This is a genomic window from Emticicia aquatilis, from assembly GCF_014644295.1.
Taxonomy (GTDB): Bacteria; Bacteroidota; Bacteroidia; order Cytophagales; family Spirosomataceae; genus Emticicia; species Emticicia aquatilis.
On sequence record NZ_BMKK01000007.1, the window covers coordinates 25721 to 48080 of the forward strand.

Sequence of the window (22360 nt, forward strand, 5' to 3'; positions counted from 1 at the left end):
ATAATGTAGAATTGAAAATGAATAATGTGCTTCTTCTGAATAACGGTTTTTAGTAAGAAATGGTTTGAGAGCTTGTACGACAATTTTCCAAATTGTCAATGTGTGCGAAACAATTTGGAAAATTGTTGTACGATTTTTTGAAAATACAAAAGCCATTTAAGCTGTGTTTAGTGCTTAAATGGCTTTTACAAAATTTTTATTTTTAACTACACTGACCCAAAATTACCCAAATAATTACGAAAACGATGATTGTGCCGAAGCAGCCTCCGCCGAGTTTTTTTGCTCCGTAGCCTGCGATTAATCCTCTAAATAAGTTGTTCATGGTAGTGAAATTTAGTTGTGAAAAGATGAATTATAAAATCAATGGGGTGAAGTTAGTCAAATTTTCGTCAAAAACAACAAATTTAGCAGGAAAGCCTTCGGCAATTTGTCCGATTTTGGCATCAATACCCAAAGCTTTTGCAGGGCGAATGGTTGCCATTTTAATGGCTTCTTCGAGCGAAATTCCAACTTTTTCAACGGCATTTTTCACGCAATCGGCCAGCGAGACTGCTGCTCCTGCCAGATTCCCTTCCGAGTTTCGGTACTGCCTATTTTCGAGGTAAGCATCAAATTCTTCCCATTGAAATTGTTTTACCTTTTCACCTACAAAAAGAGCATCCGAAATCAAGAAAAGTTTGTCTTGCTTGATTTTATAGGCAATGCGGGCGGCGGCATAATCGCAATGAAAACCGTCTAAGATAATTGGAGCGTAAACTTCTGGGCTATCGAAAGTTGCACCCACAACCCCAGGCTCACGGTGACCCATTTGTGTCATGGCATTGTAGAGATGCGTACAAAGCGTAATGCCTTGGTTATAAGCTTGTTTTGCTTGTTTGTAGGTAGCGTTTGAATGCCCAAGTGAGATTTTTATGCCGCTTTCGAGCAGCATATCAATTTGTTTGGGCGTAAAGTTTTCGGCGGCGATGGTCATTAATTTGATAATTCCTTTGCCGTATTTTATGATTTCTTCTAACTCGTTATTACTTGGTTTTTTGATATATCGAGCCAAATGAGCTCCACGTTTAGCAAGATTCAGAAATGGTCCTTCGAGGTGCATACCAAGTACGCCTGAGTTTGGGTTTTTCTCTAAAAAATTGCGAGTAGCTTCGATTCCTTTCAAGATATTTTCGAGCGGCGAAGTAATGAGTGTAGGCAGGACGTGCGTAGTACCAAGTTTTAAGCTCGACTCATAGATATCTTCGATGGTTTCTTCGTTGGCGTGTTGAGTAAAATAAAACTTTTCACCACCATTGATATGCGTGTCAACAAAGCCTGCTGAGATATGTTTGCCTGCCAGGTCCATGGTTTTTGCGTCAGAGTGGAACGCCACCCGCCTGTGGTCAGACGTTGAAATTCTCCCATTTTCGATAATAACTGATTGATTTTGAAGGACTTCCGTCCCTGTGTGAACAGTGGTGTTTATGATGATGGTTTGCATAAAAAAACTTGCTCGGGTTGAGTGAGCAAGTTAAGAAAAAACAATGAATGAATCAGAATAGGAAAGAACGTAAATCATAAGCGTTTGTTTTGGTCCAAGTAGATTTGGTTTTTAACCATTGTCAGTTTTCGGCGAGAAACCTCTAAGATTTTGCCAGTTGTAAGCTGCACAGTTGCTTTTTTACCGATTTGATTGAAGTTTTTAATAAAATCGGGATTCAATAAATACGATTTATGTACACGCAAAAAACCATTCAATTGAACATCACTTTCGTATTTTTTGAGTGTAAATGATGAAACCATCTTTTTCCCATTTTTTAGATGGAAAATAGTGTAATTAATGTCGGCTTCGAGATACGTTATCTCATTGTTTTCGGGAGTTTTGAGGGGTGTCATATCGGCTAATATTTAGAAGTTTGAGCAAAGAAAAATTAAACAAGCTGCCAACGGTGGGCAAAATTGACGATACTCGCAACATTGCGAGCGTTGAGTTTTCGAGTGATATTCTTTCGATAAGTATCAACCGTAAATTCACTTACGCATAGTTTTTCGGCGATTTCGGCTGATAGAAATTCGAGAGCAATGAGCCTGATTACTTCTAATTCACGAGTGGTGAGTGAGTAGCGAGCCACGAGTTCGTGCTGGTATTCGGTAGTAAGGCTTCCAAAAAGTGATTCTTTGGCAAGTTTGATTTTTAGTCCATTATAGACTTTGTTGATACATTCGATGAGGTACGTCTGATTGCTACATTTTGAGACAAAACAATCAGCAAGAGCGGAGATTTTTTTTAGACAGGAAGCGGCTATCGAATCATGTAAAATCAAGATTTTACCAGTGTAAATATCTTTTAGTCTTTTTTGAAGTGTTAAATCTCCCTGAAAGAAAAAATTGGCATCAATGATTAGAACATCAGAAGGCGATTTTGGAAGAGAATTAATTAAATCCCGATTATTGTTGGCAATTCCGACAATCTGGAAGTTATCGGATAAAGCCAACATCATCGACAATCCCTCTGCAAAGAGTTGATAACTATCAGCAAGGAAAAGTTTGACTTTAGGGTTCATAGCAACAGTAGTTTTGAGCATCGAAGTAACGATACAAATCTCCGTTAAGCTACGCTACGGTTCAATACTGCCTTGCCATGATTTTATCTACTGTCTGGACAGTAGATTGTGAGAAAATGTTTGATTTTTTAGATAAATTCAAGTATTTTCAAAAGTCAATTGCCGAACCCTACCATGAAACGACTGCTACTATTTTTATTACTACTTATTTCAAATCTAATTTTTGCTCAACAACAGCGAAAACTTGATAGCTTAAAGGCTGTTTTGGCCAAATTGCCAGTTGAAGGAAAATCCTTATCAACTGACACAATGAGAGTGAAGTTACTTTGTGAGATGGGAGAGATACTAATATCAAAAGATACATCAGTATTAATTTTTACTAAGGCGATCGATATTTCTCGAACTATCGATTGGCCTTATGGTTTAGTTTTGTCTCAAAATCTCTACGGGAAAAAATTAAAAAAACAGAATAACTTCTTCAAAGCGGAAGAGTTTTTTTTTAAATCTTTGACCCTATCAACTAAAAATAATTTTATTGCTCAGAAAGCATATTCACTCCAAAATATTGGCGATATTTATAGTATTTCAAAAAAACCAAGCGTTGCTTTAGGGTATTATCAGGAAGCACTAAAAATGTATAAATCAATCAATAATAAAAATGGAGTTCTTCTGTGTTATAATAATATGGGGATTGCTTACACCCGACTTAATGATTTTGTAAAAGCATTAGATACCCATAATTATTGTTTGAATTTAAGTATAGAGTACATTAATCGCCATTTCATGGGGCTATCACATCATAATATTGCTAATATAAACAGGCTGCAACAAAATTATGAAGTAGCTAAAGCAAGTTATGAGAAAGCAATCGAAATTTATTTATCAGTTGGAGATACTGAGCTTGAACAACTCGCATCTGCCTATACAGGTTTGGCTGAAATATTTTTAAATCAAAAAAATATGGTACTTGCCAAGAAATTTGCGTTTTTGGCCATTAATACAAATAATTCAGCTATTACATCAACTTTTATCAAAGCAAATGATGTATTACTGAAAATATACAGAGAAGATGGTGATTATATGAATGCTTATCTTATTAGTGAGAAGATTAGAGTTAAGCAAGATAGTTTGAATAATATCGAGAATGAAAGGCGACTTGCAAGTGCGAAGTTTGAGTATGACCTCAATATAAAATCAGAAGAATTAAATCTTCAAAAAGAACGGCAAAAATGGTATTTAGGGATTGGACTTGCTGTATTGCTTATTTCATTGGTTGTTATAAGGGGTAATATTATTTTGAATAAAAAGAATAGATTAATTGAGGCTCAAAATGGTGAAATTGAACTTTTAAATTCTTCCTTAGAAAAGAAAGTTGAAGTACGTACAGCAGAATTGAAAGATGCAAACATTGAGTTATTAAGAAAAAATAAAGAAATCGTTGAAGCTCTTTTCAAGGGTAAAAAAATTGAAAGACAAAGGGTTGCGAGTGAACTTCACGATAATTTAGGGAGTACTTTATCGGCATTAAAGTGGCGTTTGGATGCTTTAAATATGGAAAATTTAAACCCAAAAGAGCAGAAGTTGTATAAAAGTATTCAAGATATGATGAATGATGCTTACTCAGAAGTCAGATTAATCTCTCATAATCTTATGCCAACACAACTTCAAGAAAAAGGGTTGATTGGTGCTTTACAAAATTTTATCAGTGAAATAAGTTCAAATACTAAATTTGTGATTGATTTCGAAAGTAATTTCAATGCTTCGATTCTTGATGATAAAATTTCGCTTGAAATTTATAGTATCTGCATGGAGTTACTCAATAATGTCTTAAAACATTCAAAAGGTTCAGAGGCAAAACTTAGTATTTTAACTGACGACGATAGTTTAATAATTGAGGTGTTTGATAATGGGATTGGAATTGATATGAATAAAATTGAAAATTCTTCTATGGGTATCAACAATATCAATGCAAGGGTAAAATCGCTCAATGGAAAATTTGAAATTAAAAATCAATTTTCTGGAGGAACACAAGTTAGGGTTGTTTTTGATTATGAATTGTTAGAGAATTTTAGAGATGGGGTTGTTGAATCATAAAGTTGTAGTAAAAAATAACCAACCCCCGCAATACCATCATATAAACCAGGATTATAAAAATCATGGCCAAATTGAGTCGGTGGGAAGTGCCCGTAATTGAGGTATTTTTCGATAATATAGTCTGCTATTTTTTGAGACTCATCAAATCTAAAAGTCGTATTTAAATGACCCTTACTGACGAGTCGTTTAATTAGATAGACTATTTCTAAAAGTCCCAATATTCCGTATTCGTATTCTTGGGTATCTTGGTTATAAGACATGAAATTGCATATATTGCTGTCTTTTGTATGGATAAATACGTAGTTCAGACAAAAATGCTTGATTAAAATATCTATTTTCAATACTGCCTCAATTTTAATATCACCCCCGCCAGCAATCAAGAAATCTAATATTTCTAATCGATATTCAAGTAATTGTATAGCTTTAGAAGTACTCAATTTATCAATATTTTGGTTTTCAGAAATCAGTTGTGTTTCCAGTAGTTTATGGTAGGTTCCTAAATCATCAATATTACTTTTATATTTGAGTTTTACCAGACAAAACAATATTTTAGTGGTATTTACAGCACCTTTTTCTTGTGCGTAAATTAGACATCCTATTAGTTGTTGCTTTATACTATAGTCAAGTTTTTTTATGAATAAGTCACATTTTAAGATTCCAATGATTTCCTCAAGTTCTTTATCAATGAGTGAGTAATTAGCTTTTTCTATGTAAAGCTCAATTTTTTTGATAAATATCTGAGCGATTTCATCTATTTTTTTACTTATTTCCTTTCCTAAGATTCGGTCAGGTGAGTCGGGTAATGTATTGATATATGAAAGAGAAGAGTAAATACCAGCTAACCCCAAATAAAAATCTTGACTTTTATTTGAAGTGATTTGAGCATTTAATAAACTTCTTATTATACCATTACGCATTTCTATAAAAAAACTATCTGGATTATATACACAGAGTTGGGTATAAAACTTAACAATTCCAGCCAATCCATCAAACAGACTGCCATTACAAATTACTGCCCGAATAGATTTTTTTTGAAAAGTAGCTTTTGTCCAAGTGCATTTTTCTCCCTTTGTATCCCAGATAGCTTGATTTGCTAACTGATTGGCGATTGATTCTGCGTGGTATAATTTTGACTTATCAAGTTTCCAACTTACTAAAGTTGTCTGTGAAAAGTTAATTTTTTTTAAGTCTTTTGGTAGAATTGATTTAGGTTTTAAATGAAAATTTTCAAAATCATATTCGATATCTATGATATCTATAACCTCTTGAGTAGTAGGAAGTTTTTTATTAGAAATAAGATAGTTGATTACTACACTTGTAACATAGTTTATCCTCGACTGTCCAAAACTATCATTATTATTAGGGTCGGAGGGTTCTTCGGCAAAGCCTATTCCTGGCCATAATTCATGAGTAAACATGGGTGTTTCATGCCTTAAAGAGGGTTTCTCCAAAACATCAATTATTTTTAAGGCTCGTAAGAGTCCACGTTTTTCAACATAAAGCACAATACTATCTGCCCTGCAAAACTTTATTTGTTTATAAAAAAGTTTAAAGTAAAAACTTACTTTTGCCTCGTTCAACTGCAAAAGTAAAGCATGAACAAACTCTAATAGTTTCTCATAAGATAAAACTTGGGCATCTACATTGAAATAAAACCTAACTACATCATCAACATCATTTGGGTAAGTTTTTCCGTAAAAATAAGCCCAGTCCGAATCTTTTTTAAACTGAAACCCCGAGTTTTCAAAGATATTGATGAGTGAGCCTTTCTTTAATTCCTCGTATGGTTTATTGAGCGTAATACCATTGCGGTTAAATCTTTTCGTTACGAAACCTTTGTGTGCTTGAATCACATCACTGTTTTTTACTTCCTTATCAACAATCCAATTTTCGTTGAGTGCCGCAGGATTTACACGTTTACTAATCTCCCACAGTTCGCTCGCAAAAACAGCATTGTTCGATTCATTTATGGTTTCTCTTAGTTCGGCTTTGAAAGTATATAAGTGAGCGTACCAATAGCTTCCTATTTTGGCAATTAATTCCTCTTTTTTTTCAGTAATTGAGGCTTTTTCCTTAAAACTCTTACCATAATTTATCAAACCTGTAGTTGAATCGAATTTTACATTTGCCAATAAAATTCCGAGATTTCTCTCATTAAGTTCATATTGGGTTAATCGATTATTCATAATTCTTCAAAAGCTATGTTTAGATTCGATACTTTTTGGGCTTTGTTATCATCGAAACTTCCTTCGGTTACACTTCTCAGGATTCGCTTTAGCTTCGCGAGTAGAATATATTTTTCAAGCAAAGACTTATCGCTGTCAGAAGTAACGATTTTTGATTTTAGGATTTCATTAAATTCCTGAAACTCTTGCGAAGGAAATGAGTACTCAACATCACTGATTAACCAAGCATAGTCCCACAGTGGATTACCAAATTGAGCAAATTCATAATCTAAAAAGTATAATTCTCCTTCTGTATAGACAATATTACTTAGTGAAAAATCACCATGAATAAGTACTTTATAGCCAGTTTCCTTACCCCATTTTTTATATTCCTCATTAATGAATTGTTTGAATGGTTCTCCAATGATTAACCAAAATTGCTGTATAAGCGAACTACTGACTTTGGGTTCTGGAACTGAAATCGGAAATGCTAAATTTAAACCCGAAACTGGAATGTTTTTTTCTGCATAATTATGCACTTCATTAATTTTAGAAAATATCCTATCGGCTACAGAATTGAAATTTAGACTTTTATTTTTACCTGTTTTTTGCTGAATATCTTTCAAGACTGTAAAAAAGTTATCGCCGTTTACATATTTTCTAACGTATATTAGCTTTTCTTCATCAATAGATGTCTTTAAAGTTTCGATACAATTTTGGGAACTATTCAATATGAGTTTTTCTTCAAAAATACAAGTTAAATAAGCATCTTTTTTGAGAGCTAATTTTTGTTCTTCCGCAATTTTATAGGCTTGTTTTACTACTCTACCATCATTTATTGTATTACCATTTTCATTTCTGAATCTAATCAAAAATGTACTATTCAATGATTCTTCCTGACGAGCCTCAACAAGATTATCGAAAATCCTGCCTTCGTCAATAAAGCCATTCGAATACAGATAATAAATTACGTTTTGCAGTGTAAGTATCATGTTTTAGTTTCTCAGCCGATGATTACACCATTGTCGATAGGTCTTTGAGTAGATGCACCTGAGCATACAGGAGGCAAAATCTGTGATGAAGACTCTTCTTGACCATCAATTGTTATTATCATTTCTTTAACAGTTTGAGCTATTGGAGTGAATATATAATTACCACTTTTCACGTAGGTCACCCTTCTTATTTCTGTTTTTTTTGCAAGGCAAAGGTTGATTACTTTAATATTATTCTCGTTGCTTTCAACCAAGGTTTCGATACCATCAATTTCCCACGAGTTATTGAGAATATAAACAAAGTGAGTACTCGTAGGCTTTTCTATTTGTGGATTAATATATTTTTCGATAAATCCTTTGACTGGCCCAATAGACGAAGGCTCACGCTCTTGTTGTGGGGCGAAAGTTAATCTCAACCATTTGTTGCCATCATTAAGCATCGGATTTGCTTTTTCTGCGTCAGTAAGTTCAAAAAGTGCTACTCCTTTAAGTTGCACGTGGGTCCCTGCATCAATTAAAGCTCTAATTTCAGGCTTTTTAGTGAAGACGTTTTTCTTTTTGTCAATAACATTGGCTTTGTTCACAAATCCCATTTCAGGTATAAATTTAAATTGTTAAAAAATCACTTCAAAAATCCATTCTTCATTGCCCAACGCATCAGTCCAAGTGCAGAATTTACACCTACTTTCTTCATCAAATTGCGGCGATGAGTTTCAACCGTCGTGACGTTGATGAAAATCCGTTCAGCAATTTCGATGTTGCTTAGGTCTTGTATGACGAGCTGCATTACTTCAATTTCTCGTGGTGTAAGAGGTATATTCTCCGAAATCTCGTCTTTTCCACTTGGCGTATTCTGATTGGGTAACTGAGCCAATCGCATTACTACCGCCTCACTAAAATACCGCTGACCATTTGCTACTGTTTTTAGTGCCAGTTCAAGTTCTTTTCGTTCGGTTCGCTTCATGATATAGCCGTCAACTCCTGCAACCAGAGCTTCTTTGATAACCGCTGGTTCTTCCGACATCGTTAGTAGCATCACTCGCACCTTCGAGTATTTCTCTCGTACTCTGATGGTAGTTTCAATACCGTTCATGAGCGGCATGTGTAAATCAGCCAGTACAATATCTACTTCGTTGGTTTCCAAAAATGTTAGTACTTGCCAACCATTATTGGCTGTGCCTACAACCTCAATGCCATCCATTGTATCAATTAAAATACTCAAACTTTCGGCTACAATCACATGGTCGTCGGCAATCAGAACTCTAATCATAAAGTTTGGTGAACCATAAATTATTTTACAATTCGGCTATGCTTAATTTTGGATAATTTTTTGAGAAATGTGTGGGTAAAACGGTCAATGAAACAAAACCTGTAGGATTGGGACATCTTTATGAGGTTAGGTTGATAGTGCTTATTGTTTGATTCTGCTATACTATAAAAAACCTTCTTCAAAAACAAACACTTTAGTTTTATTTTTATTCTGCAACAAAAGTATGGTACTGATTAATTATAAAAAATACCTACTTGTAGTGAATTTTTATCTTCGACGTATAAAATACCGTGCTATGATTGTCTATAAAATCGAAAAAACCTTACCCATTAATATTTTGCTTGTTTTTTCAATTCCGTTTATTATCTTTGGTTTTCGTCAATAAAAACCAAAGATAATTATGTTGAGTCGTGTCGCCAATTCTATTTATTGGATTAATCGCTATATTGAGCGAGCCGAAAATTATGCCCGTTTTGTAAGCGTAAACCTTAATCTAACCCTCGATGCTCCCGGAATTATGACCGCCCAGTGGGAGCCGCTTCTCATCGCTACGGCCGATAACTATGGTTTTTTTGAGCATTATTCAGTAGCCGACCGTGATACTGTAATTGATTACATGACTTTCGATAAACGTAATCCGAATTCGATTTATAGTTGTTTGGCCAACGCCCGTGAGAATGCCCGCACCATTCGTGAGAGCATCACGAAAGAAATGTGGGAACACATTAATATTTTCTATTTAAAAATCTCTGAAACTCAGTCGGCAAGAAACTGGGAGGTAGAGCAATTATTGCAGTTTTTTGAAGAAATCAAAGAAGGTTGCCAGTTGTTTTTTGGTATCATTGATTCGACCGTAACTCGTAATGAGGGTTTTCATTTTGGTCGTTTAGGACGCCTGCTCGAACGAGCCGATAAAACTTCTCGTTTCTTAGATGTGCGTTATTTTACACTTCTACCCGACGACCAAGCGATGGGTTCTCCACAAGAACTACTTATCTGGACATCAGTACTGAAGTCGGTAAGTGCTTTCAATATGTATCGCCAGCAGCACCGTGTCATTAATCCTTCGCATATTGTAGATTTCTTGGTGCTTGATAAAAGCTTTCCTCGATCAATATTCTACTGTGTGCGTCAAGCAGAGCTTTCTTTGTATCAAATTTCGGGTCGAGATTTAACCAGTGGTTATTCAAATTTAGCCGAAAAAGAAATGACACGTTTGCGTCATGAAATCGAATTCACCGAGGTAGGAGATATTTTCAAGAAGGGACTTCACCCGTATTTAGATGAGTTTCAGATAAAAAATAATACAGCAGCGGCCGAAATTTTCAATACCTATTTCGACCTAAAACCTGTTGAAGCATAAAATCGGAAAGAACTAAGGACAACTGAGAAGGAAAATTATCAATTTTTAATTCCCAATTATCAATTAGAAAGAATGACTTTTTGTCTTGGAGTAAAAGTAGCTAAAGGAATTGTGGCCATTGCCGACACGCGCATCACATCGGGAAGCGAGGTTTCGAGCAATAAAAAAGTTTTTGTGCATCAATCGCAGCATCATTCGTTGTTTATCATGACAGCTGGCTTACGTTCGGTGCGTGATAAAGCCATTACTTATTTCAAAGAAGTTTTGGAAGAACAAGATACCAAATTCGATAAGTTATACAAAGCCGTAAATGCCTTTGGTGATATGGTGAAGCGTGTGGCTGCCGAAGATAAGGCATCACTGCGAGAAGCTGGTTTATCGTTCAACTTGTCGGCTGTTATTGGCGGACAACTCGAAAAAGACGACGAACACAAATTGTATATGTTGTATCCCGAAGGAAATTGGATTGAAGTAACCGAGGGTTCGCCGTTTATCATCATTGGTCAACCAAATTATGGAAAACCGATTTTATATCGAAACCTAAAGTACAATACTTCATTGCAGGAAGTGCTGAAACTCGGCTTTTTGGCATTTGATTCTACTCGTGTGAGTGCCAATGATGTCGATTTTCCGATTGATGTGATTTTGTGTGAAAAAGATAGCTTTAAAATCAACGAGCAACGTTACGAAAAAGCCGATTTAGAACAGATTTCGTATCAATGGAATGCCTTGCTGAATGCTTCCGTGCAGAAACTCCCAACCGATTGGATGGAACCAATTTTCTCGAAATCGCTTGAAATTTAAGTTGAAATATTCATAAGTTTAGTTTATCACGGAGGTTGCAAGTGTATAAGTTTTCATAGAGTTTTCTCTGTGAAACTTCGTGCTGTTCTGTGTCTCCGTGGTAAATTTACAAAATCATTTTTAAGATTAATTCTTCCCATCTCACTCAACAAAAATGATTTTAAACGTCGAACATACCCTTTATTACAGCTATTCCAACTCAGTTTCGCTTACGCCTCACACAATCTATCTTACGCCAAAAGCTTCGCCCAATCAGGAAATTGTGTCTTTTCAGCTTGAGATTTTACCTACTCCAAACATTCTTTATAAAAATATTGATGTAGAAGGTAATGCTCAATCGGTGGCGTTTTTTAATACACCAACTGATAGACTGAGTTTTCGGGCGAAGGTTGAAATTGTTTCGGAAGAAGTAAATCCATTTCATTTTATTTATTATCCATTTGGAGCTGAAACACTGCCTTTTAAGTACCCCGAAAAAGAATTGGTACTTTTACAGCCTTATTTGACCGACGATGGCATCACAACGCTCATCGACCAGTTTGCTCGACAAATTGCCGCCGAAGCTAACTGGAAAACAACCGATTTTCTGACCCGCATTTCAAAATATATTCGATATAATTTTTTGTATGAAAAACGTCTCGAAGGTGCTGCTCACTCGCCCGAAGCAACGTTGATTTCTCGAAAAGGCACTTGTCGAGACTATGCCGTTTTGATGATTGCGGCCTGCAAAGCATTGGGTTTGGCGGCTCGATTTGTGAGTGGCTATTGCTACGGAAGCGAACTGCAAGCCCACGAACTTCATGCGTGGGTAGAGGTTTATTTACCAGGTGCAGGTTGGCGAGGTTTCGACCCGACCGAAGGCCGAATTACTGATTTTCACTATATTGCATTGGCTTCTTCGGCCCAAGCAGAGTTGATAAATCCGATTCGAGGTGGTTTCAGAGGAAATGCCGTTTCGTCATTAAATGCTTTTGTTGATATTCGGCAGAAATAAAAAATCAGAATTTTTATTTACTTTAGCAGAAAAATGGCGTTTTCTGCCAAACATAACACTAACATCACTAAAATAACCTAAACTAATTACCAAATCTTTGATTATGGGCATCAAGAACAGACTAATTGTAATGAATTTTCTCCAGTTTTTTATTTGGGCATGTTGGCTCATTACGATTGGAGCGTACTGGTTTCAAAATAAAGGTTGGTCAGGGGCTGAATTTGGAGCTATTTTTTCGACGATGGGAATTGCCTCATTGTTTATGCCAACCCTCGCTGGTATCATTGCCGATAAATATATCAACGCCGAACGACTCTACGCTATTTTGCATTTGCTCGGAGCTTTGGTGTTAGTTTATATTCCACAAGTCGATAATCCGAATGATTTCTTTTGGGCAATTTTGCTTTGTGTGATATTTTATATGCCTACTTTGGCACTCTCTAACTCAATTGCTTATACGATTCTGAAAAACAATAATACCACAGACCTCGTGAAAGATTTTCCACCGATTAGGGTTTGGGGAACGGTCGGTTTTGTGGTGGCTTTGTGGGTGATTAGCCTTACTCACAACGAAACTTCAGCCAATCAATTTTATATTGCAGCGGCTTCGGCGGTTGTCTTGGCGATTTACTCACTTACCTTGCCTAAATGTCCGCCTTTGGCTGGTACGCCTGACAAAAGAAGTTTTGTTCAGATATTGGGTTTAGATGCTTTCAAGCTATTTAAAGACCCGAAAATTGCGATTTTCTTTATTTTTGCGATGTTTTTAGGTGCTTCGTTGCAGCTAACCAATGCCTATGGCGATACCTTCTTGCATGATTTTGCGAATGTTGATATTTATAAAGATTCCATTGCCGTAAAATATCCTGCCATTATTATGTCAATCTCTCAGATTTCTGAGACGCTATTTATCTTGGCGATTCCATTCTTTTTGAAGCGTTTTGGTATCAAGCAAGTAATGCTAATCAGTATGGTTGCGTGGGTGTTGCGTTTCGGGCTTTTTGCTTACGGAAACCCAAGTGATGGACTTTGGATGATTATTTTATCGTGTATTGTCTATGGAATGGCTTTTGACTTCTTCAATATTTCGGGTTCGTTATTTATTGAAACTTATACTGACCCTAAAATTCGTTCGTCGGCTCAAGGTTTGTTTATGATGATGGTAAATGGTTTTGGAGCAGTTTCGGGAAGTTTGATTAGCGGATTCGTGATTCAGAAATACTTCACATTGGCCGATGGTACAAAAACTTGGACTGGTATTTGGCTTACATTTGCTATTTATTCTTTAGTTGTAGCCATTCTTTTTGCCATCTTGTTTAAACACAAACACGAAGAAGGAGTAGAGGTGAAAGGACACTAATAATGAATTTTGAATGATAGAATGAGTGACTGATAGAATAAATGTATGTTTTATTATTCACTCATTCTATCATTCACTCACTCAAAATTACTTCTCCGCCCTATAATACATCGTTGAGCAGTTTTCTTTTCTGAATATTCTTTTTGCCATTGCTTGTAAACTTTGTGGGTTTACCTTAGCAATTTTTTCGGCATCATCATTGCACCAATCGGCGTTGCCTGCATTGGCAGCAAAAGCCAAATTCATGGCACGGTTCAATAGTTCTACTTCAGCAAAAGCCAATGTCGATTCCGCTTGATTTTTTACTTTCTGTAATTCACTTTCTGACAGCGTATTATCTCGTAATTCGGCAACAACTTCTTCAATTGCTGCATCTGCTTCTTCAATACTTACTCCTTCGTTGAGGTTTCCTTGAATCATTAATAAACCTGGGTCGAGCGAAGCTGTTACATAGCCCGAAACATTATTGAATAGTTGCTTTTCTTTAACCAATGTTGTGTAAAGTCTCGATGATTTTCCACGACCTAAAATATCACTCAATAAATCGGCATCATAAAACTGTTCGTCGAATCTCCCCGGCATATTATATGCTTTATAAATAGCATTTAAAGGCACTTTTGCCGAAGTTTCTAAGAATTTCGGGGCTGTTTGTGGGGCTTCTTGTGGAAGATTTCGTACGTATTTCTCACCTGCCGGAATCGGCTCAAACCATTTCTTACATAGGTCTTTTACTTGCTCAACTGTTACATCGCCCGCAACTACCAAAATAGCGTTGTTTGGTAAATAATATTTATAGAAAAAGTGCTTCACATCGTCCATTGTGGCTTCTTCGATATGGCTGATTTCTTTACCAATCGTTGCCCAACGGTAAGGGTGTTTTTCGTAAATTAATGGACGAAGTTTTAACCAAACATCACCATAAGGTTGATTCAGGTAACGTTGCTTAAACTCCTCGATTACTACTTTTCGTTGTACTTCAAGCACTTTTGGGTCGAATGATAAACTCATCATACGGTCAGATTCGAGCCAAAAAGCAGTTTCGATATTCTGAGCGGGAAGCGTGATATAATAATTGGTAATATCGGGCGAGGTAAAAGCATTGTTTTCGCCACCTACTTTTTGCAGAGGTTCGTCGTAAGACGGGATATTTTTTGAGCCACCAAACATCAAATGTTCAAAAAGGTGGGCGAAACCTGTTTTATTTTCATCTTCGTCACGTGAGCCGACATTATATAGAATATTAAATGCCGCCATTGGGGTTGTATGGTCTTCGTGGACGTAAACTTCTAAGCCGTTTTTTAAAGTAAAATGTTGGTAGTTAATCATTTCTAATCCTTGAGTTTTTCTAATTCATTCTTCCCATGCAAAAACTGCTTTGGCGAATGACACTTTTGTCTATTTTCTTAACAAGAATTACAAATGTAAGGTTTCTAAATAATTTACTTCATAAAAAAACTAAATATTCTTCGGCGAATACTCCATGCAAGAATAACTATCACAACACTAACACCCACAATGGTATAAATAAATAAATTGGAGGGCAAGTCGATGCTTGTTGACTGACCTATCAGAATAAAGTTGGACCAATAGAACGGATGGTCGGAATATGTACGAATTAAGTCAATTTTTGAGAGCCGAATGGCTTCATCGGTTGGAAATCCTTTTTGCAAATAATAGTAAAAACGCTGCGATAATTTAGCCATACTTTCGTCGTGGGCGTTCCAGATGGTTGTAATAACCGATGGGCAACCTGCAAATTGAAAGGCCCTTGCCAAACTAATAATTCCTTCACCTTTACGAATTTTTCCTTTGCCTGTTTCGCAGGCACTTAGCACGACCAACTGGGTGTTTTTTAGCGAAAGGTTATATAATTCGAGTGTATAAAGCCTAAAATCTTTGCCATCAGGAAAGAGAGCAATAAACGATTTTGCTGGGTCTTGGTCATCTACTTGGGCGTGGGTGGCGAAGTGAATAATACCTTTGTTTTGATAGCTTTCTTGAAAATTTATTTTGGTTGCTTGTTTATCATGGAGAATCTGGCCATTGATACCAGCAATTTCGTTGACCGAAGCAGGCAACGCCTTGAATCCTTGGTCTCGAAAACGCCCTGTTTCCGCACCATTGCTAAAAGGAGCATAGGCAATGACATCAGTATTTTGCCCCGCATGATTAGAATCGAAGTGTAAAGTTGCAGAGTTTGCATAAGAAAAGGTGTATTTATAGACCAAATAATCGGCTTGAGCTTTGGGTTCTAAGACCTCGAAAGGCAGAAAACCGATGATTTCGTGGCGTGAAACAATGATTTTAGTGATGTTTTGAAGTGTTTTTTCGATTGGTTGGACTAAAATATTATAGGATTTCTGAGCTAAAATATGGCCTTTGTAAGCATCAATTCCTGGTGGAGTATTGATGCTTTTATAGGTTTCAGTTAAAATTTTTGAAATATTTGCTGCGTCGTTTAGTTTGATTATTTGATAACCAGTTTTGTACAAAGCGACGTAATAAAGGCTATTTTCTCCTAAAAAGTAACTCAAAAATGCCGAGTTCTCTGCCAGTTTCTGTTGTACTTCTCGAAGTCCGATTTGTCGGTTTTCGTATTTAAGTTTGTAGTATTCCTTTGAGGATGCCTCAATTTTATTTACCAAATGATTGAGTTTTATTTTCGCATCAGAAAGGTCGGCGAGGGTTTTCTCATTGCCCGCATCTAAGAGTTTTACTTGTAGCTTAACTATCTTCTGCCGCAAAGTTGCTTCTTCGGCCAGCAGGTTTTGGTCGAGATTGGCTGGTCTGATGTAGTTTTCTCTGACAACATCGCCCAAAGTAGCCGCTTTGCTGGCTTCGAGTACATAAAAGAACGCCTTTGCCCAAACTTCTGACTTTGTTTTTTGCCAGAGTTGATACACACTTTCGAGGGCTTTTTCATAGACTGGATATACCTTTTCGCTATAAAAAAGTTTTGACTCGGGCATATCGAATGTTTGGCGAAGCTTAGCTACAAAATCAATCGTTTCGAGGTAGGTCTGGGCTGAAAGCTTTGGGTTTGTTGTGGCCAACAGTTCTGCTTTTTGTGTTAAAGCCACAAAATATTCTTGTGGAGCAATGACACGCTCAAACGCAAAAGTTGTTTTTTGATGGGTTGTATCGGAGGCTTTAAGAGCTTGTTCGCAATGAAACAGAGCTTCTTTTGTATTATTTTTTAGTTCATAAACCTCACTTAGCCCATTTTCGATGCGTGCTACTTGCACACCTTTTTGGTGGTGGAAGTTTTGGGTAAACTCTTTTAGTGCTTGTTTGTAAAACTTTTCGGCAAGGTCTGGTTTTTGTAATGATAAATAAGCTTCGGCTCGTAGCGTCAGAATATTTATCCATTGCCGTGGCTGTGCTTCTTTCGATTTTCTATAAAAACTTTCGGCTGATGATAAGGCTTTTAGTGTTTCGGTAGGTTGTTTCATTTGCTGAAAACAACGCCCCATTGCCAGATATACAACCGATGTTTTATCATCGCTTTCTGCCAGCGGAAGGGCCTCTTTGAGTAATTTTAGGGCGTTTCCGTATTCCTTTTTTTCTCGGTAATATTTGGCCATATTACTCAAAACTGCATACTGATTAAGGCTTACATGCTCTTGCTTCCCAATCTGATGAGCTTCTTGAAAATAATTGAAAGCTTGTTCAGCATCACCGAGGTCATCGACCAAACGTCCGTAATTGCTTAAAAAAGTAATCACAAAAGCCGACATTTTTTGCTCCAACCATTTCTTTTTTAGTAGAAAATCGTAGCATATTTTGAAGTGCTTTTCGGCTAAGTTTAGCTTATTAGGTGTTCGGCGGTAATATTCGGCAAGCTCAGCATTGAGTTGAAAAAACAAGGTGTCATAAGAAATACCTTTGACATTTTTTAGGTTTTTCAGCCCTTCTGAAACACACTGTGAAGCCTTCTCGTAATCATCGTTTGTAACATAAAAATCTACGGCTTTAAACAAATACATTTGAATATAAAACGGATATTTCTGCTGTTCAAAAAGCCTTTTTTGTTCGTTTTTATAGATAATTTCTGCTTTTTCGGTCGAAATTTGGTGGTTTTGGAGTTTAGAATAGACATCATCTCTAAGGCTATTGATTTGGGCAATAGTCGGGTCAGGCTGTGCCGATGCAGATAGCCAAACTAACAAAGTCAGAGATAAGAAAAGTAAAAGTCTATTCATCGTTTTGGTTCACTCGTAATGGTCACTCTTTCCCAATTATTCTTCAGTTCCTGCAGTTGGTGGTGGTACACGTACAGCGTTGATAGACCGTAAGTTTGTACCACCAGCGAGATATAGTACAAATGGTACATTTGAACTGATAACATTTGTAAAATAACTATCTAAGTAATTAGTACGGTTAATGACATTGCCGTTTGAATCAAAATACTGAGCAATCGTATTCGCTGAGGCCTTGTGTGTAAATATTCTCATACGATAAGTTGGCAGATTACTTGATTTAGGTAAAAAATAAATAATGCCATAGTTATGTTGTGGCTTATTGGTACCAGTCGGAAAAGTTAGTACACCATTTGTAATGACAAACCACTGAGAAGAGCTAATAATATTGTAACTCTCGGCATTGGTTATGCTCATTCCCGAAAGTAAATTAATCGATGTTGTATTTTTAATAATTCGGTCAGTTACCGTTATAAAAGATGCGTATTTTTCGGTAAAAATCTTATTAGTAAATCTAAAGGCCTTTACACCCAAAATACTCCCTTCTCGACGTTCAAAACTACCCGCTTCTCTGCTTAAATAGATATAATTTGCATCATCTGACCTCACTACGACATCAATTGGCTGATTATAAATACTCGGATTTGACCATTGTGATTGAGAAACAAGCCTCAGTATTTCCTGAGTTGTTAAGTTTTGCATCGTCGAACTCAATGTATTTTCGAAAACAATTACTTCTTGGTTATCTAACAAAAAGCCATTGGGCGATGAGCCTCCGAGCGAAGTTTTTACGTCGCCGATGGCATTATCGGCTGCTTTAAAATCTCTCATACCACTTGCTGTATAACTGTTATTAGTACCCATGCTGAGTGTAAATGACTTAATATTAGCAATTTGTGCAGTATTAAATGTTTGCTCGGTGCAAGTCAAACAAACCCAATTAGTACCGTTATAAACTCGAACTACGTTATAGGTTTTATCAAAAACCATCATGCCCACCTGTGGATTTGTAAAATTGGTGATTTGAGCATTGGATAGTGTAGGCAATTGGACATTGCCCGAACCACCAGCCGAAATAGTGACCGACTGAGCAATAGATGCAAAAACGACCATCAATAGCAGAGCAATAACACTGAAAAATTTTTTCATTTCAACAGTTTTTAATAAATGACTGAATTTGAAAACTTCGTGGAACCTCATAATCATTTGTACGAATTTAGTCATAAATTTTGCAAAAACATACACTCCCCACATCATCAATCTTTGATACGGAGAGTGTAGATTATTTCGGATTATAAGTGCATTTCAGTTTTATTTTTTTGCATAATCATAAGTCGGTTTTATTTGTCCCGCTCCAATCAAGGTAGGCAAAGCAGGGCAAAGAGTGAGGTTGTTTGAAAGTATGCCCATGGCACTACCTACCACAAAGTTGCGTGGTACACAACCTGTGTTTGCATTGAAATCTAAACCTAATTCTTTATTGGTCCATAGTACATTTGCGGCATTGTAATTATTGGTACTTATCAATGTTCCATTCAAGGCGAGTTCCCACATATTTCCAAAATTTGCACCACAGAAAGTATTGCCTGCCCCTGCTATCACCCAAACTCTGGTTATATTTCCTACTGTTCTGAATGTCAAACCATTCAATTGAACACTGGTAGGAATTACAGTCGGTACATTTACCCAAGAGAGTCCGTTGAGGGAAGAAACTATTCTATTTGTACCTTCTACGATAGCATAGTATCTATTATTGGCGAGGCAATATTCAATATCTTGTAAATAGATTTGATTATTTCCTATCATTGTCGGCCCAACATTTACGGCTGCTCCTGTTGCTGGATTTATTTTTAATAATCTTCCTGGAAAATTTGAATTGATACCCGTAACCCCAAAAATTGTTGGCGGAGTTGTAGCCGAAGTTGGAGCTTTGGTGATACCAGTTACACTTTTTACTGCAACTGCACCAATCATAATTTGGCTGGCTGCCGTAGTGTTTCCTGTAACCATATCGACGTTTACTAAATAAGAATCAAGTCCGCCTATGTGTGGCGTACCAGAGTTGCCTGCCAAAACCAACGAATAAATTTCGCAACCAACGGCTAAAACTTTATCGGGTGAAATGTTTTTCAAAGACTCATCTGATGATAAATCTGTATGGGTTTGAATAGCAGATTTTTGAGCGTTTCCAACAGCAGGTGTTAAGTCCTGATTTTTTTCACAGGCAAATAATAGAGCGGTAGAAACAGTAATGGCAGCTAATAATCTGTAAGAAGTTTTCATAGGAGTAATGTTTTAATATTATAGATTCGTATTTTTCAAATGCTCGTTTTATACTTTAATATCAGTAGTTGTGTGGTTTGTAACTTTCATGGAAAAAATATTTTAGACAAGAGATAAAAGACAAGAGAAGTGTTTTGCACAAAAAGTGTACGTCTTTTTCGGTTTGTTTCTCCTAAAATCTTTTGTCTCTTGTCTAAAATCTCTTGTCTAAAATCTCTTGTCTAAAATTATCTCTTAGCAAAATCATAAGTAGCTTTTATACCGCTGCCACCGATTGGAGCAGGAATACCACCGCCCGAACACAATGTCATATTATGCGATAAAAAGCCCGATGCACTTCCCACTACAAAATTGCGAATGACACAAGCAGTATTTTGGTAAAAATCTAAACCTAATTCGGGCGTAACTGGGCCAGCAGTAGCAGCATTGTAAGAATTATTAGCTATGAAAGCTCCTCCCAAAGTATAATTAAACATATCGCCAAATTTCCCTCCACATAGGGTGTTAGCTTGTCCTGCAATCACCCAAAGCGTTTCAACGCCAGCTGCATTTTTTTGAAACGTCAGACCATTTAAGCGGAAATTGGTCGGAGCAACCGCTAAAAGCGTCCAGTTGAGAGCATCAGGCGATATCATAATTCGATTTGTACCTTCCATGATAGCATAGTAGCGGGCATTAGTAGTGCAATACTCGATGTCTTGCAGAGCTATCACCGCTCCTGCCGATACTGTTGCTCCTACATTCACACTTACACCCGTAGCTGGATTTACTCTTAATAATCGACGTGGAATGCTTGAATTCATGCCCGTAACTGCATAAAGTGTTGGAGCTGCAGCAGGAATCTTAGTAATACCTGTAACTGATTTCACGATTAAACCACCAACTGTGATAGCACTCGCAGCTGTTGTAGCTCCCGTAACCATATCAACGTTAGCCAAGTAAGAGTCCAACCCACCTGCGTGTGGTGTAGCCGTAACACCCGATAGCACCAACGAGTAGTTTTCGCAGGCAGCAGCTAAGATTTTGTCGCTCCCGACGTTTTGTAATGATTCGTTTACAAAAGGTGAAGTTGTGTGAGATTTGGTAACATCAAAAGTTGTTGTTTGATTGGTAGTTGAATTGGGTACAAGGCTTTCGTTTTTTTCGCAACTCAATAGACCTAAAGTCGTTAATGAAAGAACTAATGCACCCGTACGATAAAATGATGTTTTCATGGCTGTAAAATTGTTTAGTGTATGTTTTTAAATTTCCTTACTCTTTTGACGGATTTTCAGGGAAACCTCCTTCGTTATAATTAGTTTTCATTCATTAATATCAGACACCCTACTTGATGTAACCTTCGTAAACTAAATTTTTTAAAATATTTTTTCTTAGCATTGTTTTTGATATGTAAATAATTGATAGTCAGCGTTTTGGTTATATGTAAAAAACTAAAAAAATTACACCGCCAAATAAAAAAGAAAAAGATTTTGCGAAATAATATTGATTATAAGGCTTAGAGAATCGACTTTTGTTGGGGTAATTTTATGTAACATGTAGGACAAGTTTTCAACTTGTCAATTTTAGCAGAGTTTTACTGCCTAAATTCCACCGCTCAGTATATTTTCCTATTATATATTAAACCTTTTCAAAAAAAAATATCAAAGCGAGGTTACATTTATTGGGTTCGCTGATATTAAATAAAAGAAGATGAATTTTAGTTTATCAAAACAATGGACTGATGAGGCAATCGTGGAAGGAATCCTGACAGGAGGACGCCGAGAACACGAAGCTTTGGTAGCCCTTTACAAGAAATTCCATGTTTCACTGGAGCGTTTTATTACGCACCGTAGCTCAGACCGAGACTACGCCAAACAACCCGAAGATATTATTTGGGAAGCAATTGAGGCGTTTGTGGTGAACGTAAAAAAGCAGTCTTATAGCCTAAAAGATGCTGCCTTGGAAACATACCTAAAAAGTATTTGCAAGAATTTGTGGTTTCGATATATTTCTTCGGAAGCATCACGTGACGAACGCCAAACCAAGTATATGGCAGATTGGGACGAACTCGACGATGATGTAAGCGAAACCCTGATTGAGAAAGAAAACTGGGCGTATTATATTGATATTGTTAGTAAAGCAGGCAAAAACTGCCGACAAATACTGGATATGCGATTGATTGATGGCTTTTCGATGCAAGAAATCTCGCAGAAACTCGTAGCTGACGGAGTCTTTGAAAGCGACCAGACCGTGCGAAATACCAAAAGCAAGTGCCTAAAGAAAATTATGGAAATGATAAACGTGAACTTTTAAT

General features: G+C 36.7%; 18 protein-coding genes. 6 read left to right on the forward strand and 12 right to left on the reverse strand.

Annotated elements, in window-relative coordinates; all coding sequences use genetic code 11:
* Positions 1-352: 352 nt before the first annotated feature.
* The 3 genes from nagA to IEX65_RS17175 form a co-directional block, all read right to left on the reverse strand.
* On the reverse strand, positions 353-1480 hold the full coding sequence (gene nagA / locus IEX65_RS17165; RefSeq protein WP_188767650.1) for an N-acetylglucosamine-6-phosphate deacetylase: 1128 nt from the start codon (positions 1478-1480) through the stop codon (positions 353-355).
* A 74-nt stretch (positions 1481-1554) separates the two neighbouring features.
* Positions 1555-1875 carry a LytR/AlgR family response regulator transcription factor gene (locus tag IEX65_RS17170; protein WP_188767652.1) on the reverse strand — a complete coding sequence of 107 codons (321 nt, stop codon included), beginning with the start codon at positions 1873-1875 and terminating at the stop codon, positions 1555-1557.
* 35 nt (positions 1876-1910) lie between these two features.
* A complete protein-coding gene (locus tag IEX65_RS17175) occupies positions 1911-2543 on the reverse strand; it encodes a response regulator transcription factor (RefSeq protein WP_188767654.1) in 633 nt (210 codons plus the stop codon).
* 174 nt (positions 2544-2717) lie between these two features.
* Here IEX65_RS17175 and IEX65_RS17180 point away from each other — a divergent pair, with 174 nt between their 5' ends.
* The gene (locus IEX65_RS17180) at positions 2718-4637 is read left to right on the forward strand and encodes a tetratricopeptide repeat-containing sensor histidine kinase (protein ID WP_188767657.1); all 1920 of its coding nucleotides are present in this window, start codon (positions 2718-2720) and stop codon (positions 4635-4637) included.
* Here the strand turns inward: IEX65_RS17180 and IEX65_RS17185 are convergent.
* The 4 genes from IEX65_RS17185 to IEX65_RS17200 are packed head-to-tail and all read right to left on the reverse strand — an operon-like array spanning position 4592 to position 9064.
* Positions 4592-6823 (reverse strand): T3SS effector HopA1 family protein, encoded by a 2232-nt coding sequence (locus tag IEX65_RS17185; protein WP_188767659.1) that lies wholly within the window; start codon positions 6821-6823, stop codon positions 4592-4594. The genes IEX65_RS17180 and IEX65_RS17185 overlap by 46 nt on opposite strands.
* Positions 6820-7794 carry a phosphotransferase gene (locus tag IEX65_RS17190; RefSeq protein ID WP_188767661.1) on the reverse strand — a complete coding sequence of 325 codons (975 nt, stop codon included), beginning with the start codon at positions 7792-7794 and terminating at the stop codon, positions 6820-6822. The genes IEX65_RS17185 and IEX65_RS17190 overlap by 4 nt, the downstream gene beginning before the upstream one ends.
* Before the next feature lie 11 nt (positions 7795-7805).
* Positions 7806-8387 (reverse strand): hypothetical protein, encoded by a 582-nt coding sequence (locus IEX65_RS17195; RefSeq protein WP_188767663.1) that lies wholly within the window; start codon positions 8385-8387, stop codon positions 7806-7808.
* A gap of 29 nt (positions 8388-8416) precedes the next feature.
* Positions 8417-9064, reverse strand: coding sequence for a response regulator transcription factor (locus tag IEX65_RS17200; protein ID WP_188767664.1), 648 nt, complete (start codon positions 9062-9064; stop codon positions 8417-8419).
* A 400-nt stretch (positions 9065-9464) separates the two neighbouring features.
* Here IEX65_RS17200 and IEX65_RS17205 point away from each other — a divergent pair, with 400 nt between their 5' ends.
* From IEX65_RS17205 to IEX65_RS17220, 4 genes are all read left to right on the forward strand, one after another.
* Entirely contained in the window at positions 9465-10427 is a 963-nt protein-coding gene (locus IEX65_RS17205; protein ID WP_188767666.1) for an alpha-E domain-containing protein, read from the forward strand.
* 72 nt (positions 10428-10499) lie between these two features.
* Entirely contained in the window at positions 10500-11231 is a 732-nt protein-coding gene (locus IEX65_RS17210) for a proteasome-type protease (RefSeq protein WP_188767668.1), read from the forward strand.
* A 154-nt stretch (positions 11232-11385) separates the two neighbouring features.
* The gene (locus tag IEX65_RS17215; protein WP_188767669.1) at positions 11386-12225 is read left to right on the forward strand and encodes a transglutaminase family protein; all 840 of its coding nucleotides are present in this window, start codon (positions 11386-11388) and stop codon (positions 12223-12225) included.
* 103 nt (positions 12226-12328) lie between these two features.
* Positions 12329-13585 carry a nucleoside permease gene (locus IEX65_RS17220; protein WP_188767671.1) on the forward strand — a complete coding sequence of 419 codons (1257 nt, stop codon included), beginning with the start codon at positions 12329-12331 and terminating at the stop codon, positions 13583-13585.
* 87 nt (positions 13586-13672) lie between these two features.
* Here IEX65_RS17220 and IEX65_RS17225 read toward each other — a convergent pair whose 3' ends face one another.
* The 5 genes from IEX65_RS17225 to IEX65_RS17245 form a co-directional block, all read right to left on the reverse strand.
* Positions 13673-14911: a M16 family metallopeptidase gene (locus tag IEX65_RS17225; RefSeq protein WP_188767672.1), complete on the reverse strand. Its 1239-nt coding sequence runs from the start codon at positions 14909-14911 to the stop codon at positions 13673-13675.
* 113 nt (positions 14912-15024) lie between these two features.
* On the reverse strand, positions 15025-17787 hold the full coding sequence (locus IEX65_RS17230) for a CHAT domain-containing protein (protein ID WP_188767673.1): 2763 nt from the start codon (positions 17785-17787) through the stop codon (positions 15025-15027).
* A 36-nt stretch (positions 17788-17823) separates the two neighbouring features.
* Positions 17824-18933 (reverse strand): phage tail-like protein, encoded by a 1110-nt coding sequence (locus IEX65_RS17235; RefSeq protein ID WP_188767674.1) that lies wholly within the window; start codon positions 18931-18933, stop codon positions 17824-17826.
* Between the two features lie 162 nt (positions 18934-19095).
* Positions 19096-20067 carry a hypothetical protein gene (locus tag IEX65_RS17240; RefSeq protein WP_188767675.1) on the reverse strand — a complete coding sequence of 324 codons (972 nt, stop codon included), beginning with the start codon at positions 20065-20067 and terminating at the stop codon, positions 19096-19098.
* Positions 20068-20294: 227 nt separating this feature from the next.
* Positions 20295-21281: a hypothetical protein gene (locus IEX65_RS17245; RefSeq protein WP_188767676.1), complete on the reverse strand. Its 987-nt coding sequence runs from the start codon at positions 21279-21281 to the stop codon at positions 20295-20297.
* 475 nt (positions 21282-21756) lie between these two features.
* Here IEX65_RS17245 and IEX65_RS17250 point away from each other — a divergent pair, with 475 nt between their 5' ends.
* Positions 21757-22359, forward strand: coding sequence for an RNA polymerase sigma factor (locus IEX65_RS17250; RefSeq protein ID WP_188767677.1), 603 nt, complete (start codon positions 21757-21759; stop codon positions 22357-22359).
* The last annotated feature ends 1 nt before the right edge of the window (position 22360 follow it).

What these genes read in the sequence shown, in the direction of transcription:
- nagA (WP_188767650.1), bottom strand. Translation starts at nt 1,480, where the DNA reads ATGCAAACCATCATCATAAACACCACTGTTCACACAGGGACGGAAGTC.
- IEX65_RS17170 (WP_188767652.1), bottom strand. Translation starts at nt 1,875, where the DNA reads ATGACACCCCTCAAAACTCCCGAAAACAATGAGATAACGTATCTCGAA.
- IEX65_RS17175 (WP_188767654.1), bottom strand. Translation starts at nt 2,543, where the DNA reads ATGAACCCTAAAGTCAAACTTTTCCTTGCTGATAGTTATCAACTCTTT.
- IEX65_RS17180 (WP_188767657.1), top strand. Translation starts at nt 2,718, where the DNA reads ATGAAACGACTGCTACTATTTTTATTACTACTTATTTCAAATCTAATT.
- IEX65_RS17185 (WP_188767659.1), bottom strand. Translation starts at nt 6,823, where the DNA reads ATGAATAATCGATTAACCCAATATGAACTTAATGAGAGAAATCTCGGA.
- IEX65_RS17190 (WP_188767661.1), bottom strand. Translation starts at nt 7,794, where the DNA reads ATGATACTTACACTGCAAAACGTAATTTATTATCTGTATTCGAATGGC.
- IEX65_RS17195 (WP_188767663.1), bottom strand. Translation starts at nt 8,387, where the DNA reads ATGGGATTTGTGAACAAAGCCAATGTTATTGACAAAAAGAAAAACGTC.
- IEX65_RS17200 (WP_188767664.1), bottom strand. Translation starts at nt 9,064, where the DNA reads ATGATTAGAGTTCTGATTGCCGACGACCATGTGATTGTAGCCGAAAGT.
- IEX65_RS17205 (WP_188767666.1), top strand. Translation starts at nt 9,465, where the DNA reads ATGTTGAGTCGTGTCGCCAATTCTATTTATTGGATTAATCGCTATATT.
- IEX65_RS17210 (WP_188767668.1), top strand. Translation starts at nt 10,500, where the DNA reads ATGACTTTTTGTCTTGGAGTAAAAGTAGCTAAAGGAATTGTGGCCATT.
- IEX65_RS17215 (WP_188767669.1), top strand. Translation starts at nt 11,386, where the DNA reads ATGATTTTAAACGTCGAACATACCCTTTATTACAGCTATTCCAACTCA.
- IEX65_RS17220 (WP_188767671.1), top strand. Translation starts at nt 12,329, where the DNA reads ATGGGCATCAAGAACAGACTAATTGTAATGAATTTTCTCCAGTTTTTT.
- IEX65_RS17225 (WP_188767672.1), bottom strand. Translation starts at nt 14,911, where the DNA reads ATGATTAACTACCAACATTTTACTTTAAAAAACGGCTTAGAAGTTTAC.
- IEX65_RS17230 (WP_188767673.1), bottom strand. Translation starts at nt 17,787, where the DNA reads ATGAATAGACTTTTACTTTTCTTATCTCTGACTTTGTTAGTTTGGCTA.
- IEX65_RS17235 (WP_188767674.1), bottom strand. Translation starts at nt 18,933, where the DNA reads ATGAAAAAATTTTTCAGTGTTATTGCTCTGCTATTGATGGTCGTTTTT.
- IEX65_RS17240 (WP_188767675.1), bottom strand. Translation starts at nt 20,067, where the DNA reads ATGAAAACTTCTTACAGATTATTAGCTGCCATTACTGTTTCTACCGCT.
- IEX65_RS17245 (WP_188767676.1), bottom strand. Translation starts at nt 21,281, where the DNA reads ATGAAAACATCATTTTATCGTACGGGTGCATTAGTTCTTTCATTAACG.
- IEX65_RS17250 (WP_188767677.1), top strand. Translation starts at nt 21,757, where the DNA reads ATGAATTTTAGTTTATCAAAACAATGGACTGATGAGGCAATCGTGGAA.